Here is a 16,040-nt window from a genome sequence, read left to right as displayed (position 1 = left end):
CTCACAGTGTCCAGTCCCCGCTCTTGCCGCCGCTCTTGGCCAGCACTTTGATGTCCGTCAGGACCGCGTGCTTGTCCACGGCCTTGATCATGTCGTACACACTTAGGGCGGCCACGGTAACGGCCGTGAGCGCTTCCATTTCCACCCCGGTCACGCCCCGGGTCTTGACGGTGGCGAAAATCGTCACCGAGCCGGCGCCGAGTTCGAAGTCGACGGTGACTTTGGTCAGCGGCAGCGGGTGGCACAGCGGAACGAGGTCCGGCGTCTTCTTGGCGGCCATGATGCCGGCGACCCGGGCCACGGCGAGTGCGTCCCCCTTCGGCAGTTCCCCGGCGCCGAGCAGCTCCAGGACCTCCGGGGTGCTGTTCACGGTTGCGGTGGCGGTGGCCTCCCGCGTGGTCTCGGCCTTGTTGGACACATCAACCATCTGGGCGGTGCCGTCCTGCCGCAGGTGGGTTAGCCCGGGCTTGCCGGGGGTATTGGTTTCGTTCACAGCACCCATACTTCCACCTCGTCGCCCGCCTCGAGCGCCGCGGTGCCCACGGGGACCTGGATGAAGGCGTTGGAGTTCGCCAGCGCGTGGACCAGATGTGATCCCGGTCCGCCCTCCGGCCGCACCGTCCCGTCGGGGCCGAGCACTGCGCGCCGGACCTGGTGTTTGGTTTCCGGGGATTCCAGGGCCTCGGAGAGCCTGGCCCGGATCACAGTGCGGGGCGACGGGGCGCCGAAGAGCTCGGCGAGTACGGGCCGGAGGAACATTTCAAAGGAGACCAGGCAGCTGACGGGGTTCCCTGGGAAACCAAGGACCGGCACCCCTTCGAAGCTGCCGATGCCCTGCGGCCCGCCCGGCTGCATGGCGACGGCGCCGAATTCGACGTCGTGGCCTGCCAGTGCCTGCCGGACCACCTCGTAGGCGCCCTTGCTGACGCCGCCGGTGGTGATGATGAGGTCGACGTCGGGGGCGTGCCGGCGCAGCAGCCCGGCCAGTTCCGCGGGGTCGTCCGTGGAGATGCCCGACCGCGTCACGGACAGGCCGGCCTGCCGGAGCGCTGATTCGAGCAGGGTGCCGTTGGCGTCGTAGATCTTTCCGGGCTGCAGCGGGGTGCCGGGTTCCAGTACTTCGTCCCCGGTGGTGACGAGCAGGACCCGGGCCGCGGCGTGCACCGGCACCCGGGTGATGCCCAGGGCCGCCAGGAGCCCGAGTTGTCCCGGGCCAAGGTAAGTCCCGGCCGCCAGTGCCAGCGCCCCGGCGGCGATGTCACTGCCGACGTCGCGGACGAAGGTGCCCGGCGGCGTGGCGGGGAGGCGCACAGTGGCGGCCTCCCCCGGCGCAGGGAAGACGTCCGGAAGGGCCTGTTCAATGGGAACGACGGCGTCCGCGCCAGGCGGGATCATGGCCCCGGTCATGATGGGCGCGGCCGTCCCCGGGGTCAGGGGCGCGGGCTCGGCACCGGCCGGTACGGGTGCGGCGACGTGCAGTTCCGCACCGCCGGCCGGCACGTCGGCGCTGCGGATGGCGAAGCCGTCCATTTGCGAGTTGGGGAACGGCGGGAGGTCCAGGGGGGCCTCAATGTCGGCAGCCAGTCCGCGGCCCAGGGCGTCGCCCAGCGGCACGGTCTCGATGCGGTCAGCGAGCGGTACCAGGAGGGAGCGGACCTTGTCCCGGTGCGCTTCCACGGTGACGGGCCTGTTCGCGGTGCGGTGCATGCGGTGGTGACCTTCGGCTCGGCGGACTAGGACTTCACGTCCACTGTAACGGTGTGGTAGCCGGTGGCACCGCTGGGCGCCGCCGGAGCCCGGTCCTCCACCTGCGGGACGCCCGTGAGATCGGTCGCCCGGACCTGCACCTCGTACTGGCCCGGGCCCAGGGGCACGGAGATCCTCCACTGGCACCACGTGTCCGTAGAGATGGCGCGGGCCAGGTCCGCCTGTTTCCAGTCGCCGCGATCGATCCGGACCTCCACTTTGCCGACGCCGCGGTGCTGCGCCCAGGCGACGCCGCCCAGGTCCACCGTCCCGGCCTGCACGCTGCGGCCGGAACGGGGCACGTCGATCCGTGACGAGGTCTTGATCGGGCCGTGTTCACTCCAGCCCCGGGGCGTCCAATAAGCGACGTCGTCCGCGAACCGGGTCACTTTCAGTTCGGTGACCCACTTGGTTGCCGAGACGTAGCCGTACAGCCCGGGGACGATCAGCCGGACCGGGAAGCCGTGCTCGAGCGGCAGCGGCTCCCCGTTCATTCCCACCGCCAGGAGGGCGTCACGGTTGTCGGTGAGAACTTCCAGCGGCGTTCCGGCTGTCCAGCCGTCCGCGCTGCGGGAAAGCACCATGTCCGCCCCCGGTTTGGGTCCGGCCTGGGCCAGCAGTTCGCGGACCGGCCAGCCGAGCCAGCGCGCGTTGCCGATGAGGTCACCTCCCACCTCGTTGGAAACGCAGGCAATGGTGACGTACCGCTCGGTCAGGGGCTTGGCCAGCAGCGCGGCGAAATCCAGCTCGACCTCGCGCTCCACCATTCCGGTGACTTTGAGCGTCCATTGGGCCGGGTCCACGACGGGAACCCGGAGGGCCGTGTCGATCCGGTAAAAGTCCGCGTTCGGGGTCACTAAGGGGCTTACGCCCGCGAGTCCGGCTTCGGCGCCGGCGGGAATCGCTGCCGCCCGCGACGCCGGGTTGGGCAGGACCAGTTTGCCACGCACCTCGGTGACGGCGGCTGCCGCCCCGCGCAGGGTGGACGCCAGCACTCCGCCGATCGCGGCGACCAGGCCCGTCCCTGCCAGGGACTGCAGGAACCGGCGGCGGGCGGGGCCGTCCGCCGTATCCCGGGGCTGCGGAGGCTGCGGCTGCTGCTGTTCCGCCGGTGCCGGCGCGCCGTGCCAGGTCTTCAGTAAGCGGACCAGCCAGCGCAGCAGGATGATGCCGAGCACCGCGCCAAGCAGCGGTACAGGAATCGCGTTGGGCGTTACCCCGGCCCGGGTCAGTACGGCGGCCAGGCCAACGACGCCGAACACGGCTATCACGGCCAGCCCGGCAAAGCGGAGGCGCCATTCGAGCATCCCGGCCAAGGCGGCCAGTACTGCGATCAGCACCACCATCGACGTCAGCAGGGCCAGCTTGTCCGAAGTCCCGAATAAGGAGATAGCCCAGTCCTTGACGCCCGGCGGCACGGCGTCGATAACGGCTCCGCCCACTGCTGTCACCGGCGACACCGAGGGACTCACCAGCCCGGCGGCCAGTTCACCCACGACGACGCCCGCGCCGACCGCCGCCACTCCCGCCGCGGCGGCCCACCATAACGGGCGCCCGCCTGCGGGCCGCAGCCGCCCCCGGGGCGGTGCTGCCGGGACAACCCTGGAGGTGTTCACCCTTCCAGCATAAGTTCGCTGGCAACAGGGGCGTGATGGCCGGCCCGCGGTGGCGTAGCCTGACAGTATGAGTGTTCAGCTTGGCATGCCCCAGCCCCGGGCGGAAAGCGGCCCCGGCGCCGCGCCGCTTCCAGCCGGGCGCCCTGCCGGGCTGCCGGCCGGCCTGATGGACCGTTACGGCCGCCGCGCCACCGACATGCGGCTCTCGCTGACGGACAAATGCAACCTGCGCTGCACCTACTGCATGCCGGCCGAAGGCCTCGAATGGCTGGCCAAGCAGGCGGTTATGACCGCGGACGAGATAGTGCGGATTGTCCGGATCGGAGTGGACCTGCTGGGCGTCCGGGAACTCCGGCTCACCGGCGGCGAACCCCTGGTCCGGGCCGACCTCCTGGATATCATTTCCGCGCTGCGCCAGGCCCACCCGGACCTGCCGATCTCCATGACCACCAACGCCGTCGGACTGGACAGGAAGGCCGCGGGCCTAAAAGCCGCCGGCCTGACCCGGATCAACGTCTCGCTGGACTCCTTGCACGAGGAAACCTTCACCAAACTGACCCGGCGTCCCTTCCTGGACCGCGTCCTCGCCGGCGTCGACGCCGCCTGGGCGGCCGGCCTCGGACCCGTCAAGCTCAATGCGGTGCTGATGCGCGGCATCAACGACGCCGAATCGCCCGCCCTGCTGGCGTGGGCCCTGGACCGCGGCTACGAACTGCGCTTCATCGAACAGATGCCATTGGACGCCGACCACGGCTGGACGCGCCGGAACATGATCACGGCAGCGGAAATCCGTGACCTGCTCTCGGTGGACTACGTGCTGGGCGCGGACCCGAGGGAGCGCGACGGCGCCCCCGCTGAACGCTTTGAGGTCCGCGCCAGGGTACCCGGAACGGATCAGGCCACCGGACCCGTGCTGGGCACGGTGGGCATCATCGCCTCCGTCACCGAACCGTTCTGCGCGGACTGCCGCCGCACCCGGATCACCGCTGAAGGCAAGATCATGAGCTGCCTGTTTTCGCGCGAGGAGATTGACCTGCTGGGACTGCTCCGCGAGGGCGCCAGCGACGAACAACTCGCCGAGCGGTGGCAGGACGCCATGTGGATCAAGCCCAAGGCCCACGGCATGGACCACGTCGGGCTGGACGCCCCGGATTTCGTCCAGCCGGACCGCAGCATGAGCGCCATCGGAGGCTGAACCACCCGTGAACGTACGTTACTTCGCTGCCGCGCGCGCCGCCGCCGGGATGGACGAGGAAAAGTTCGACCTGCCCGACGGCACCACGCTGACCGGCCTTGTGAAGGCGATTATCGCCGTCGAACGTCCCGAACCGCCCGCCGGCACTCCGCCGCTGGCCCGCATCCTGTCCCGGTCCAGCTTCCTGCTCAACGAGGTGGCCGTCCGCAACCCTGCGGCCACGCTGGGACCGGACGACGTCGTCGACGTGCTCCCGCCGTTCGCCGGCGGCTAGCCGAGCCCGGGCAGCCTAGGCCGGAACGGCCGCGGGCTCGGGAACGCGGCGGCAGACGGTGGTCATAAACGGGCTGAAATCGCTCGCGTGGCCCAGCCGCAGCCCGGCAGCGTGGGTCAGCTCCCCGTCGTCGACCCTCAAGGTATGCCGTGCAGTGCCGCGGTCACTGCGCCGTTCAATGGTCAGGGTGCCGTCCTGCCAGCTGGCACGGGCCGGCGCCTCGGGCGGCAGGCCCATACTGTTCACGTGGTACCAGAGTGTGTCCGGATGATCGGGGTCCATGGTGAAGACACCGACACCCTCGGTCCTGGCGCCGTCGGCATCGGTATGGCGGTAGCTCATGGTGACGGCGAGACCGGCGGCGGCGCGGGCGAAAACGACGTCGGCCGCGGCCGTACGGGCCGGACCCCACGCCGTTGCCTCCCACTGGGTGGTGCCACTCCACTGGCCGAGGAAGCCCTCAAGCGCCTCGTGTGCACTGCCTGGCAGCGGCCGGTCCATGCGTCCTCCGATGGGGTTTCCTCCCGTGCGGTCCCGCCACCATCATCACGCCGGGCCGCCCGGCTGTAAAGGAGGGGTAGCCCGGCGGAAGCCCCCGGGGATCAGCTCAGAGGCCGAAGGTCTCGGTTTCCTCGAACGGGCCCACCACAGTAACGGTCCGCGGTGCGGCGGCCAGTTCACGGGCCAGTTCCTGGACGTCGGCCACGGTGACGGCCTTGATCTGGCGCAGGGTCTCGTCGATGTCCTGGTATTCGCCGGAGACCAGCTCGGCCCGGCCCAGCCGGGACATCCGTGACCCGGTGTCCTCCAGGGCCAGGACGATGCCGCCGCTCAGTTGTCCGACGGCCTTGCGCAGTTCCTCTTCGGAGATCCCGCCCTCGGCCAGCTTGTCCAGCTCCGCGCCGAGGAGTTCCAGGACCTGCCGGACCTTCGACGGGGTGCAGCCGGCGTACATGCCGAAGTAGCCGGCGTCGGCGTAGGAGGACGCGAAGGAGTACGTCGAATACACCAGGCCGCGCTTTTCCCGGACCTCCTGGAAGAGCCGCGACGACATGCCCCCGCCCAGGACGGCGTTCAGCACGCTCATCACGTAACGGCGGTCGTCGGTAGCGACGATCGTGGGGCAGCCCATGATGATGTTGGCCTGCTCCACGGGACGCTTGACCACGTGCAGGCCGGCCGTGCCGGTAATCGCCGCCCGTTCGGTGGACCGGCGCTGGACGGGGGCGGCGTCGTGCTCGAGCTGCCAGCCCGCCGAATGCAGGGCGTCGACGACGAGCCCGCAGACGACGTCGTGATCCAGTCCCCCGGCGGCGGTGATAACGAGCTCATCCGGACGGTAGTAGCGGCGGTAGTGGTCCCAGACCGAGTCGCGGGCCACGGCGCGGATGGCGTCCGGGGTGCCGCCGATCGGACGGCCGAGCGGGTGCGTGCCGAGGACGGCGGCGACGAAGTGTTCGTGGGCGACGTCGGTAGGGTCATCGCTGTCCATGGCGATTTCCTCGAGGATGACGTCGCGTTCCTGCTCCATTTCCTGGGGGTCCAGGACGGCGCCGGTGATCATGTCGGCGATGACGTCGATCGCCATGGGGAGGTCCGTGTCCAGGACCCGGGCGAAGTAGCAGGTGCTTTCCTTCGCGGTGGCGGCGTTGGATTCCCCGCCGACCTCGTCGAAGGCGGAGGCGATTTCCAGCGCGGTGCGCCGTTTGGTGCCCTTGAAGAGCAGGTGTTCCAGGAAGTGGGTGGACCCGTGCTGCCCCGGCGCTTCGTCCCGCGATCCGACGCCGACCCAGAACCCGATGGTCGCCGAGCGCTGGCCCGGCATCGCTTCGGTCAGCACGCGGACGCCGCCGGGGAGCACCGAGCGGCGCACCTGCGAGCCGCCGTCGGCTCCGTGGATGAGGGTGTCGGCGTGCTGGTTCTGCTCAAGCGGCAGGGGTACGACAGTCATTAAGGCCTTTCAAGAAAACCGTCAGGGGAAACGTGCCAAATCTGCCTGCAATCCTACCTGCCTTTAACGGCAGCGGGGCCGGTGGACGAATCCACCGGCCCCGCTGCGCGAGTCAGGAAAGACTACTCTGCGGCCTCCACGGAAACCTCAGCGTTGTCAGCGTCAGCGGACCCTGCCTCATCGGCCACGACGGGCGAGAGGGAGAGCTTTCCGCGGTCATCGATCTTGGTGATTTCCACCTGGATCTTCTGGCCCACGGAAACAACGTCCTCGACGTTGTCCACGCGCTTGCCGCCGGCGATCTTGCGCAGCTCGGAGATGTGCAGCAGACCGTCCTTGCCCGGGGTCAGGGAAACGAAGGCGCCGAAGGTGGTGGTCTTGACGACCGTACCCAGGTAGCGCTCACCGATTTCCGGGACCTGCGGGTTGGCGATGGCGTTGATCGCGGACCGTGCTGCGTCGGCAGACGGGCCGTTGGTGGCGCCAATGTAGACAGTTCCGTCGTCCTCGATCGAGATGTCGGCTCCGGTGTCTTCCTGGATCTGGTTGATCATCTTGCCCTTCGGGCCGATGACCTCGCCGATCTTGTCTACCGGGATCTTGACCGCGATGACGCGCGGTGCGAACTCGGAGAGCTCGTCCGGGGTGTCGATCGCGGAGTTCAGGACGTCCAGGATGTGCAGGCGCGCTTCGCGGGCCTGCTTCAGGGCGGCGGCCAGGACCGAGGCGGGGATGCCGTCGAGCTTGGTGTCCAGCTGGATGGCCGTGACGAACTCGGAGGTACCGGCGACCTTGAAGTCCATGTCACCGAAGGCATCTTCGGCGCCGAGGATGTCGGTCAGTGCGGCGTAGCGGGTCTGGCCGTCAACCTGGTCGGAGACCAGGCCCATGGCGATACCGGCAACCGGCGCCTTCAGCGGCACGCCTGCGTTGAGCAGGGACAGCGTGGAGGCGCAGACGGAACCCATCGACGTCGAACCGTTGGAGCTGAGAGCCTCAGACACCTGGCGGATGGCGTAGGGGAATTCCTCGCGGGTGGGCAGCACCGGCATGATGGCGCGCTCTGCGAGGGCGCCGTGGCCGATTTCGCGGCGCTTCGGGGAACCGACGCGGCCGGTCTCGCCGGTGGAGTACGGCGGGAAGTTGTAGTTGTGCATGTAGCGCTTGCGCGTTACCGGCGACAGCGAGTCGATCTGCTGTTCCATCTTGAGCATGTTCAGCGTGGTGACACCCATGATCTGGGTCTCGCCGCGTTCGAAGATGGCCGAGCCGTGCACGCGGGGCAGAACCTCAACCTCGGCGGTGAGCTGGCGGATGTCCGTCAGGCCGCGGCCGTCGATGCGGATCTGGTCCTTGAGGATGCGCTGGCGCACAACCTGCTTGGTGACGGAGCGGAAGGCTGCTGACAGCTCCTTCTCGCGGCCTTCGAACTGGCCGGCCAGGGAAGAGGTGACCTCGTCCTTGAGCTCGTCCGAGGCGGTGTCGCGCTCCTGCTTGTCGGCGATCTGGAAGACAGCAGCCAGCTTGTCGGCGGCAGCGGATTCCACAGCGGCGTAGACATCGTCCTGGTAGTCCAGGAAGACCGGGAACTCGACGGTCGGCTTGGCGGCGCGGGCTGCGAGGTCGGACTGGGCTTCGCACAGGGCCTTGATGAACGGCTTGGCGGCCTCGAGGCCCTCGGAAACAACTTCTTCGGTCGGGGCGGTGGCGCCCTGTTCTTTGATGAGGTTCCAGGAGTTGTCGGTGGCTTCGGCTTCAACCATCATGATGGCGACGTCGTCACCTGCAACGCGGCCGGCGACGACCATGTTGAAGACGGCGTTCTCCAGCTGGGAGTGCTTCGGGAACGCAACCCACTGGGTGCCGTGCTCGTCGGCGACGAGGGCAACGCGGACGCCGCCGATCGGGCCGGAGAAGGGCAGGCCGGAGAGCTGGGTGGACATCGAGGAGGCGTTGATCGCGACGACGTCGTAGAGCTCATCCGGGTTGATGGAGAGCACGGTGACGACGATCTGGACCTCGTTGCGCAGGCCCTTGACGAACGCGGGGCGCAGCGGGCGGTCCATGAGGCGGCAGGCCAGGATGGCTTCGGTCGAGGGGCGGCCTTCGCGGCGGAAGAACGAACCCGGGATACGGCCCGCGGCGTACATACGCTCTTCGACGTCGACGGTCAGCGGGAAGAAGTCGAAACCTTCGCGCGGGTGCTTGCCGGCGGTGGTTGCGGACAGCAGCGCGGTCTCTTCATCGATGTAGACCATGGCTGCGCCGGCTGCCTGCTTGGCAAGACGGCCGGTTTCAAAGCGGATAACCCGCTTGCCGAAGCGGCCATTGTCAATGACGGCTTCTGAGAACTGGATTTCGGGACCCTCCAAGAGAGTCACCTCCGTTTCTTGGTTAACGGAGCCCATCCGCATCAACCCAGGCCAGCATCTGTCGACTGGCCTGCACTGCACCCGGTCATCGATCGAGACCCACGGGCCGGGCTTCATTCTTCGAAGCCGTTCCCGGAGATCACTACCGAAGACCGCGAATGCGCGATGCGGTTGATCCTCCTATTGAGTTTTGAAAAAGGCGGCCCTTCCCGTGGGAAAGGGCCGCCCCTTAAAGCTGACTAGCGGCGCAGGCCGAGACGCTCGATGAGCGCACGGTAGCGGTTGATGTCAGTGTTCTTGAGGTAGGTGAGCATGCGCTTGCGACGACCAACCATGGCCAGCAGACCGCGCTGGGTGTGGTAATCGTGCTTGTGCTCCTTCATGTGCTCAGTCAGATCCTTGATCCGCTGGGTCAGGACTGCAACCTGGACCTCCGGCGAACCGGTGTCGCCCTCGGACGTTGCGAAATCCTTCATGATGGACTGCTTTACAGCGGCTTCAAGTGCCACGTTAACTCCTAGAGATGTGCCGTGAGGCCCGAGTCAGTAATTCACTGCCGGGGGTGCTGCGCCGGAATTCCTGCCCCACAGGGAAGGTATCCTCCACACAACAAGAGCCAGCCGCCACGGACTGCAGCCGGATCCAACGTTTAGTTTACTGGCACGCCGCCGATGTTGTCTAAACCGTCCGGCGCGCCCACCAGCAACCCGCGGATGGCGGCGACACCCTGGTACAGCTCGGCGAAGGAGGTACTCAGCGGCGAGAGCCCGATCCTGATGCCCTGCGGCGCCCGGAAGTCAGGGATCACGTCCTGTTCCCACAGCTGGGCGGTCATCTCACGGAACGCGGGATGGTCCACCGTGATGTGGCTGCCGCGCAGGTCAGGGTCCCGCGGGGTGGACAACTGCACCCCTGCGGGCGCCAGCCAGGCGTCATGGAGTTCGACGGCGAACGCCGTCAGCAGCCGTGACTTCTCCCGGACGGCGGCCATGGAGGCCTCCTCAAGCAGGTCCAGTGTCCCGCGCATGGCGAGCATGCCGAAGATGGCGGGCGTTCCGCTGAGGAAGCCCCGGATCCCTGCCGCCGCCTCGTAGCCCGGACCCATCTCGAACGCGTCCTTGCGTCCCATCCAGCCCCAGATGGGCTGCTGCAGCCCGGCCAGGTGCCGGGCGTTGACGTAGGCGAACGCGGGCGACCCCGGTCCCCCGTTCAGGTACTTGTAGGTGCAGCCTGCGGCGAAGTCGACGCCGGCGTCGTCCAGGCCGATCTCCACCGACCCGGCGGAGTGGCACAGGTCCCACACCACCAGCGCGCCGGCGTCGTGCACAGCGGCGGTGATACCGGGCAGGTCCGCGAGGAAACCGGAGCGGTAGGCGATCTGGCTGAGGACCACGACGGCGGTGGCCGGCCCGGTGGCGGCGCGCACCTGGTCAACGCTGACCCCTGCGGAGGGGTCTGCCTCGATCCAGCGCAGTGTGAGCCCCTCTTCGCGGGCAATGCCTTCGACGAGGTAGCGGTCGGTCGGGAAGTTGTCCGTGTCCAGCACGATTTCGGTGCGGGCCGGATCGGTGACGGCGGCCAGCGCGGCGCGGATCAGTTTGTAAAGCACCACGGTGGTGGAGTCGGCGATGATGGTCTGCCCGGGGGCCGCGCCCAGCACGGCCCGGCCCAGCTGGTCACCGATCTGCTGCGGCAGCTGCAGCCATTCCTCGTCCCAGCCGCGGATCAGGCGGCCGCCCCAGCTGTCCTGGATGAAGCTGCTGATGTCCGTGACAGTGCGCTTCAGGGGCCGGCCCAGGGAGTTGCCATCGAGGTAGGACAGCTCCGTGTCCGCCCCGACGAAGTGGGCGCGGTACGCGGCCAGCGGGTCCGCGGCGTCGAGGTCCAACGCGCGCTGCCACAGGGCATCGGTCGCTGCCTGTGCCGGTGTGCCGGCGCTCACTGGCCGATCTCCGTGCGGACGGCGAACAGTTCCGGGAAGAACGTCAGTTCGAGGGCTTTTTGCAGGAAGGCCACTCCGCTGGACCCGCCGGTCCCGGACTTCATGCCGATGGTCCGCTGGACCGTCCGGAGGTGCCGGAAGCGCCAGAGCTGGAAGTTGTCCTCGAGGTCCACGAGTTCCTCGCAGGCTTCGTAGGCGCCCCAGTTGGTGGCCGCGTTTTCGTAGATGTACTTGAACACGGGGACAAGTTCCGGGCTGAATTCGTGGGCCTTGCTGACATCGCGGTCCAGGACCGACGCCGGCACGTCGAAGCCCTGGCGCTTGAGGTAGGCAAGGAAGTCGTCGTAGATACTGGGTGCTTCGAGGAGCTCCAGGAGCATCCCGTGGGCCTCGGGGTCCGATTCGAAAACCGGCAGCATCTTGCGGTTCTTGTTGCCCAGGAGAAACTCCACGGCGCGGTACTGGCTGGACTGAAAGCCTGATGAGCTGCCCAGGAAACCCCGGAACTGGGAGTACTCGGTGGGTGTCAGGGTGGCCAGGACAGACCACTGCTCCGTGAGGGTCTTCTGGATGTGCTTGACCCTGGCGATGGCCTTGAGCGCGGAGCCGAGGTCGTCGGCGCGAAGCCAGGCTGCGGCGCTGCGGAGTTCGTGCAGCACGAGTTTGAGCCACAGCTCCGTGGTCTGGTGCTGGATGATGAACAGCATCTCGTCGTGGTGCTCCGGTGCACTCACGGGCTGCTGGGCGCTGAGCAGCGTTGGCAGCTGCAGGTATGAGGCGTAGCTCATCCGGGAGCTGAAGTCGCGGACAATGTCCTTGTCCAGCTCGCGGGTGTTCTTCTCTAGGGTCACGTCGGGTGCCTTCCTTAACCTTGGGACGCGGTCAGGAGATCGTGCGCCTGGACGACGTCCAGGCGCATCTGTTCCACCAGCGCCTCCGGGCCACGGTACGCGACCATACCGCGCAGGCGGGCCACGAATTCGATGACGACTGTCTGGCCGTAGAGATCGAAATCCTCCACGGCCTCTTCGGGCCGGTCGATCACGTGCGCCTCGACTTGCCGGCTGACGCCGTCAAAAGTGGGGTTTGAGCCGACCGAAATGGCGGCCGGCCAGCGGATGCCGGCCTGGTCTACGAGCCAGCCGGCGTAGATGCCGTCCGCGGGGATGTAGCCGCTGGCGTCCGCAGCGAGGTTGGCGGTGGGGAAACCGAGGTCGCGGCCGCGGGCGGCGCCGTGCACCACCTCGCCCCGCATCTTATGCGGCCGGCCCAGGACGGCAGCGGCGGTGGCGACGTCGCCCTCCCGCAAGGCATCCCGGACCCAGGTGGACGAGCAGCGGCGGTCGCCCGCGCCGCCGTCGTGGTCAGTTCCGTCGGTGCGGTGCACCGGGTAGCCTTCGGAGCCGAATTCGCTGATGACCTGCACCTCGAAGCCGAGCTTCTCCCCCAGCTCCTTCATGGTGTCCAGGTCGCCGGAGTTGCCCCGGCCAAACCGGGCGTCGTGGCCGATGACGACGTGGCTGGCCTTGAGGGCATCCACCAGCACCGAGGAGACGAATTCCTCCGGGGTCAGGCTGGCCAGTTCCAGCGAGTACTTCATCACCAGGACGGCGTCCAGGCCGACCTCGCCGAGGGCAACCAGCTTGTCTTCGAGCCCCATGATCAGCTCGGGGGCGGATTCGGGGCGGTGGACCTGTGCCGGGTGCGGGTCGAAGGTGATGGCGACGGCGCGGGCGTGGGTCAGGCGGGCCGTGCGGATCAGTTGCGACAGCACCTGCTGGTGGCCGCGGTGCACGCCGTCGAAGTTGCCGAACGTGACCACGGAGGGACCGAAGTCCGCCGGGACTTCGGACGGATCGTTCCAGATGTGGACCATCTACCTCGCCTTTTGCTGCCTGCTGTGGACTTTTCCGGAGGGTCTGGCCGGCTCCGGAACTCTCTAAGATTACCCGCTGCCGGCGCTGGTCCCGGACGGATCCGGGCGCCGCCGTTACCTTTCCGTCTACCCGGCCCGGGGCTACGATGCAAGGGCACCAGTTCGGCGACGGCAATGCGGCCGCCGCCGCCACCAATGCCCGCGGCCGGACCGCGGCTGAAGGAGAACGCCATGACTGAGCTCCATGACATCCTTGGGCAGATTCCCGTAGACCAGATCGCCGACATGCTCGGCACGGACCGGCAGACGGCCCAGGCCGCTGTGGAGGCCGCTGTCCCCACGCTTCTCGCCGGCATGCACAACAACGCGCAGGCCCCCGAAGGCGCAGCCGCCCTGGAGTCGGCCCTGGACCAGCACCGGGACGGGCTGGTGGACGGCGGTGTGGATGCCGCCCAGGTGGACACCGCCGACGGCGAAAAGATCGTGAACCACGTCTTCGGCGGCCAGCAGGACCAGGTGGCCAGCCAGCTGGCCGGCTCGGCACAGCTCGGCGGGATGGGCGGGGACCTGGTGCGCAAGCTCCTTCCGCTGCTCGCCCCGATCGTGATGTCCTACCTCGCCAAGAAGGTCCTGGGCGGCCGTGGCCAGGCCGGCGCAGGTGCCGGAGCTGGCGCCGGCGCCGGCGCCGGGAGCCAGGCCGGACCCGGGGGCATTGACCTCGGCGGAATCCTGGGTGGAATCCTGGGTGGCGGCGCAGGAGGGGCGGGCGGCGGCCTGGGCAGCATCCTCGGCGGCATGTTCGGCGGCGGCGAACAGCGCACCACCGATGAAGCTCCAGCGCCCGATGCGGGCCGTGCAACGGAACCGGCTCCCCAAGCTGAGCCCCAGGCGGTACCGCAGGGACAGCCGTCGGGCGACGGTCCGGCACCGGGTGAGCTGATCGACATTGACCTCCCCGGGCAACAGCAGGACGACGCGGCCCGGCAGGATGAGGGGCAGTCCGCGGAGCAGTCCCGGAAAGACGACGGCGGACTCGGCGGCCTGCTCGGCGGACTCTTCGGGAAGAAGTAGGGTCCAGACCGCGTACCAGGCGGGGCGGCCGCGCCTCATCGCCCGCCCCGGCGCCCTGCCCGGTACTGCTTTCCAATATCAGCGGGGCTACTGCTTCCGGGCGGCCGTCGGATCTGCCTGCGGGATGAGCTGCAACCATGCTTCCAGGTCCCGTGGGCGACGGAAGAGGAGGACTTCAGCCGGCCCGGGGGAACGTTGGAGTTCCCGCATGACCCGTCGTTTCCGGCCAAAGGACCGGAAGTGCCAGCCGATGATCGAATCCGGCGCGAAGAGTCGGGCGAACGTCTCCCGGTTGCCATTGCACACTTCGTCCCTGGCAACGACTCTCCGAAGCGAACGACGGATCAGCCTCAGCAGCGAAAGCCACCGCGGATAGTCCAGCCCTATGATCAGCTGCGCCCGGGGCACGACCAGGTCCCGCCACACGCCGTAGGCGCTGTCGAGGACCCACCTGTCCTGGCCGGCGATGCGCGCCGCGAGCTCGCGTTGTTCCGCGGTATCCGGTTGCCGCCACCCCGGAAGCCAGCCAATGTCGTCGTCGGCGGAATACTCCGGCAGCCCGGTACGCGCAGCGTAGGCGTGTGCGGCGGAGGACTTGCCGCTGCCGGTGACGCCGTAGAAAAGGACTCGCGAAGGGGCCGCTGGCGAAGGTGGGGGTTGCACTAGGTCAGCATGCCACACTGGTCCGATGCCCGAATTTGTCATTGCCGCCAGCCCCGAGGTCTCCGGCGCCGAGGTGGTGGCACTCTATGAATCCGTCGGGTGGGCCGCGTACACGCGGGACCCCGGCCTGTTATTACAGGCGCTCCGAAACTCCTCCTTTGTGGTCGCCGCACGGAACCCGGACGGACGGCTGGTCGGGCTGGCCCGCGCCGTCTCCGACGATGCGACCATCTGCTATGTGCAGGACATCCTCGTGGACCCGGGGTGCCAAGGTGCAGGCGTCGGGCGCGCCATGCTGGAAGCTGTCCAGGCCCGTTACCGGCATGTCCGACAGACGGTGCTCCTCACGGACAACGAACCTGGCCAGCGGGCTTTCTACGAGGCCCTTGGATTCACTGAGGGCACCGATTTCACTCCGGAACCCCTTCGGGTCTTTGCCTTGTTCCGCTAGTCCGACGAGTCCGCGGCACTTCCCCATGTACCCGGCGTCACTGCCGTGCCTACTATCTGGGTATGAGGCGACTGGCGGCGGCAGCAGCGATCAGCCTGGTTTCCGTGACGGTGCTCAGCGGATGCTGGCTGGAGCCGGGCTCCCACACGGCCGCCTGCGTGGACTGGGTCCGCTTCGGCACCCTGCAGGAACGGTTCGACCATGCGGGAGCTGTTGTTGTCGGCACCCCGCAGCCGACGGACGGCGAAACCCGCATCTATGGGTATCAGGCCAACATCCATGCTGTTGAGGTTGAACGGGTTTTCAAGGGCGATGTGGGGACTGCACCCGTCCGGGTTGCGTCCATGCCTGTTACGTGCGGCAAGTCGTATCCGGACGGTGACCCGCTCGACGCCGGCGGTCGGCAGCTCCTCTTCCTCACCAACCAGAACGGCGAATGGTTCACCATGACGCCGGACCAGGGAGCTCTCCCCTTCCCCACGGGCGCTCCCCTGCCGTTCAAGACCCGCTAGTCGCCGACGAACCGTGACGCGGTGAGGGCATGGTGCTTATTGCCGCGCCGTCCGTCCCGTCACCGCCTCGGTGCTCACTGGGTATCCGCAGTCCATGGGTCCCAGCGGAGGACAGTTTCTGCCCGCAGCCGGTCTGGACTTCTTTTTAGGGTCGGAAGTGGTGGTTGCGTCGGGGTTGTTGGGTGGGGTCGAGGTGTGGTGGTGGGGTGTACCAGGGGGTGCCGTTGTGGTTGTGGATGGTCCATTGTTCTTTGTGGATGAGGTGGTGGTGGTGTGAGCAGAGGAGGGTTCCGTTGTCGGTGCTGGTGGTGCCGCCGTGGGACCAGTAGGTGATGTGGTGGGCTTCGCACCAGGGGGCGGGGATGGTTGGT

Annotated in this window: 17 protein-coding genes; 5 read left to right on the top strand and 12 right to left on the bottom strand. The window is 68.0% G+C overall.

Going from position 1 to position 16,040, the window contains the following annotated elements; all coding sequences use genetic code 11:
* Window position 1: 1 nt before the first annotated feature.
* From moaC to AC1DHY_RS15025, 3 genes are read right to left on the bottom strand one after another with little or no spacing between them, the layout of a single operon-like run.
* Window positions 2–502 carry a cyclic pyranopterin monophosphate synthase MoaC gene (gene moaC / locus AC1DHY_RS15035; protein WP_476880096.1) on the bottom strand — a complete coding sequence of 167 codons (501 nt, stop codon included), beginning with the start codon at window positions 500–502 and terminating at the stop codon, window positions 2–4.
* Window positions 490–1,707: a molybdopterin molybdotransferase MoeA gene (locus AC1DHY_RS15030; protein WP_476880095.1), complete on the bottom strand. Its 1,218-nt coding sequence runs from the start codon at window positions 1,705–1,707 to the stop codon at window positions 490–492. The genes moaC and AC1DHY_RS15030 overlap by 13 nt, the downstream gene beginning before the upstream one ends.
* 26 nt (window positions 1,708–1,733) lie before the next feature.
* Window positions 1,734–3,362 carry a molybdopterin-dependent oxidoreductase gene (locus AC1DHY_RS15025; RefSeq protein WP_476903854.1) on the bottom strand — a complete coding sequence of 543 codons (1,629 nt, stop codon included), beginning with the start codon at window positions 3,360–3,362 and terminating at the stop codon, window positions 1,734–1,736.
* 67 nt (window positions 3,363–3,429) lie between these two features.
* Between AC1DHY_RS15025 and moaA the strand changes: the two genes are divergently transcribed.
* Both moaA and AC1DHY_RS15015 read left to right on the top strand, forming a co-directional pair.
* Window positions 3,430–4,557, top strand: a complete 1,128-nt coding sequence (gene moaA, locus AC1DHY_RS15020) for a GTP 3',8-cyclase MoaA (protein WP_476879110.1) — start codon at window positions 3,430–3,432, stop codon at window positions 4,555–4,557.
* A gap of 7 nt (window positions 4,558–4,564) precedes the next feature.
* Window positions 4,565–4,831: a MoaD/ThiS family protein gene (locus AC1DHY_RS15015; protein ID WP_476879109.1), complete on the top strand. Its 267-nt coding sequence runs from the start codon at window positions 4,565–4,567 to the stop codon at window positions 4,829–4,831.
* A gap of 15 nt (window positions 4,832–4,846) precedes the next feature.
* On the opposite strand, the gene AC1DHY_RS15010 is transcribed toward AC1DHY_RS15015, so the two are convergent.
* The 7 genes from AC1DHY_RS15010 to AC1DHY_RS14980 all read right to left on the bottom strand — a co-directional run bounded on the left by AC1DHY_RS15010 (window position 4,847) and on the right by AC1DHY_RS14980 (window position 12,972).
* On the bottom strand, window positions 4,847–5,332 hold the full coding sequence (locus AC1DHY_RS15010; RefSeq protein ID WP_476879108.1) for a DUF1579 domain-containing protein: 486 nt from the start codon (window positions 5,330–5,332) through the stop codon (window positions 4,847–4,849).
* A gap of 106 nt (window positions 5,333–5,438) precedes the next feature.
* Window positions 5,439–6,782, bottom strand: coding sequence for a M16 family metallopeptidase (locus tag AC1DHY_RS15005; protein ID WP_476903853.1), 1,344 nt, complete (start codon window positions 6,780–6,782; stop codon window positions 5,439–5,441).
* 122 nt (window positions 6,783–6,904) lie between these two features.
* A complete protein-coding gene (locus tag AC1DHY_RS15000; protein WP_476879111.1) occupies window positions 6,905–9,154 on the bottom strand; it encodes a polyribonucleotide nucleotidyltransferase in 2,250 nt (749 codons plus the stop codon).
* 239 nt (window positions 9,155–9,393) lie between these two features.
* On the bottom strand, window positions 9,394–9,663 hold the full coding sequence (gene rpsO, locus AC1DHY_RS14995) for a 30S ribosomal protein S15 (protein ID WP_138769772.1): 270 nt from the start codon (window positions 9,661–9,663) through the stop codon (window positions 9,394–9,396).
* Between the two features lie 140 nt (window positions 9,664–9,803).
* The gene (kynU, locus tag AC1DHY_RS14990; protein WP_476879106.1) at window positions 9,804–11,096 is read right to left on the bottom strand and encodes a kynureninase; all 1,293 of its coding nucleotides are present in this window, start codon (window positions 11,094–11,096) and stop codon (window positions 9,804–9,806) included.
* Window positions 11,093–11,947, bottom strand: a complete 855-nt coding sequence (gene kynA / locus AC1DHY_RS14985; protein WP_476879105.1) for a tryptophan 2,3-dioxygenase — start codon at window positions 11,945–11,947, stop codon at window positions 11,093–11,095. The genes kynU and kynA overlap by 4 nt, the downstream gene beginning before the upstream one ends.
* A 14-nt stretch (window positions 11,948–11,961) precedes the next feature.
* Complete coding sequence (locus tag AC1DHY_RS14980; RefSeq protein ID WP_476879104.1) at window positions 11,962–12,972, bottom strand: bifunctional riboflavin kinase/FAD synthetase; 1,011 nt, start codon at window positions 12,970–12,972, stop codon at window positions 11,962–11,964.
* 231 nt (window positions 12,973–13,203) lie between these two features.
* On the opposite strand from AC1DHY_RS14980, the gene AC1DHY_RS14975 reads away from it, so the two are divergent.
* Entirely contained in the window at window positions 13,204–14,043 is an 840-nt protein-coding gene (locus tag AC1DHY_RS14975; RefSeq protein ID WP_476879103.1) for a DUF937 domain-containing protein, read from the top strand.
* An 87-nt stretch (window positions 14,044–14,130) separates the two neighbouring features.
* Here AC1DHY_RS14975 and AC1DHY_RS14970 read toward each other — a convergent pair whose 3' ends face one another.
* A complete protein-coding gene (locus AC1DHY_RS14970) occupies window positions 14,131–14,706 on the bottom strand; it encodes a P-loop NTPase family protein (RefSeq protein ID WP_476879102.1) in 576 nt (191 codons plus the stop codon).
* A 25-nt stretch (window positions 14,707–14,731) separates the two neighbouring features.
* Between AC1DHY_RS14970 and AC1DHY_RS14965 the strand changes: the two genes are divergently transcribed.
* Entirely contained in the window at window positions 14,732–15,157 is a 426-nt protein-coding gene (locus AC1DHY_RS14965) for a GNAT family N-acetyltransferase (RefSeq protein WP_476879101.1), read from the top strand.
* A 62-nt stretch (window positions 15,158–15,219) separates the two neighbouring features.
* Window positions 15,220–15,669 (top strand): hypothetical protein, encoded by a 450-nt coding sequence (locus AC1DHY_RS14960; RefSeq protein WP_476879100.1) that lies wholly within the window; start codon window positions 15,220–15,222, stop codon window positions 15,667–15,669.
* A 145-nt stretch (window positions 15,670–15,814) separates the two neighbouring features.
* On the opposite strand, the gene AC1DHY_RS14955 is transcribed toward AC1DHY_RS14960, so the two are convergent.
* The coding region (locus AC1DHY_RS14955; RefSeq protein ID WP_476903852.1) for an HNH endonuclease at window positions 15,815–16,040 on the bottom strand (226 nt) is incomplete at its 5' end.

It is taken from the genome of Arthrobacter sp. 05L44, from assembly GCF_056397605.1.
This window is presented reverse-complemented; position numbering and strand designations above follow the sequence as displayed.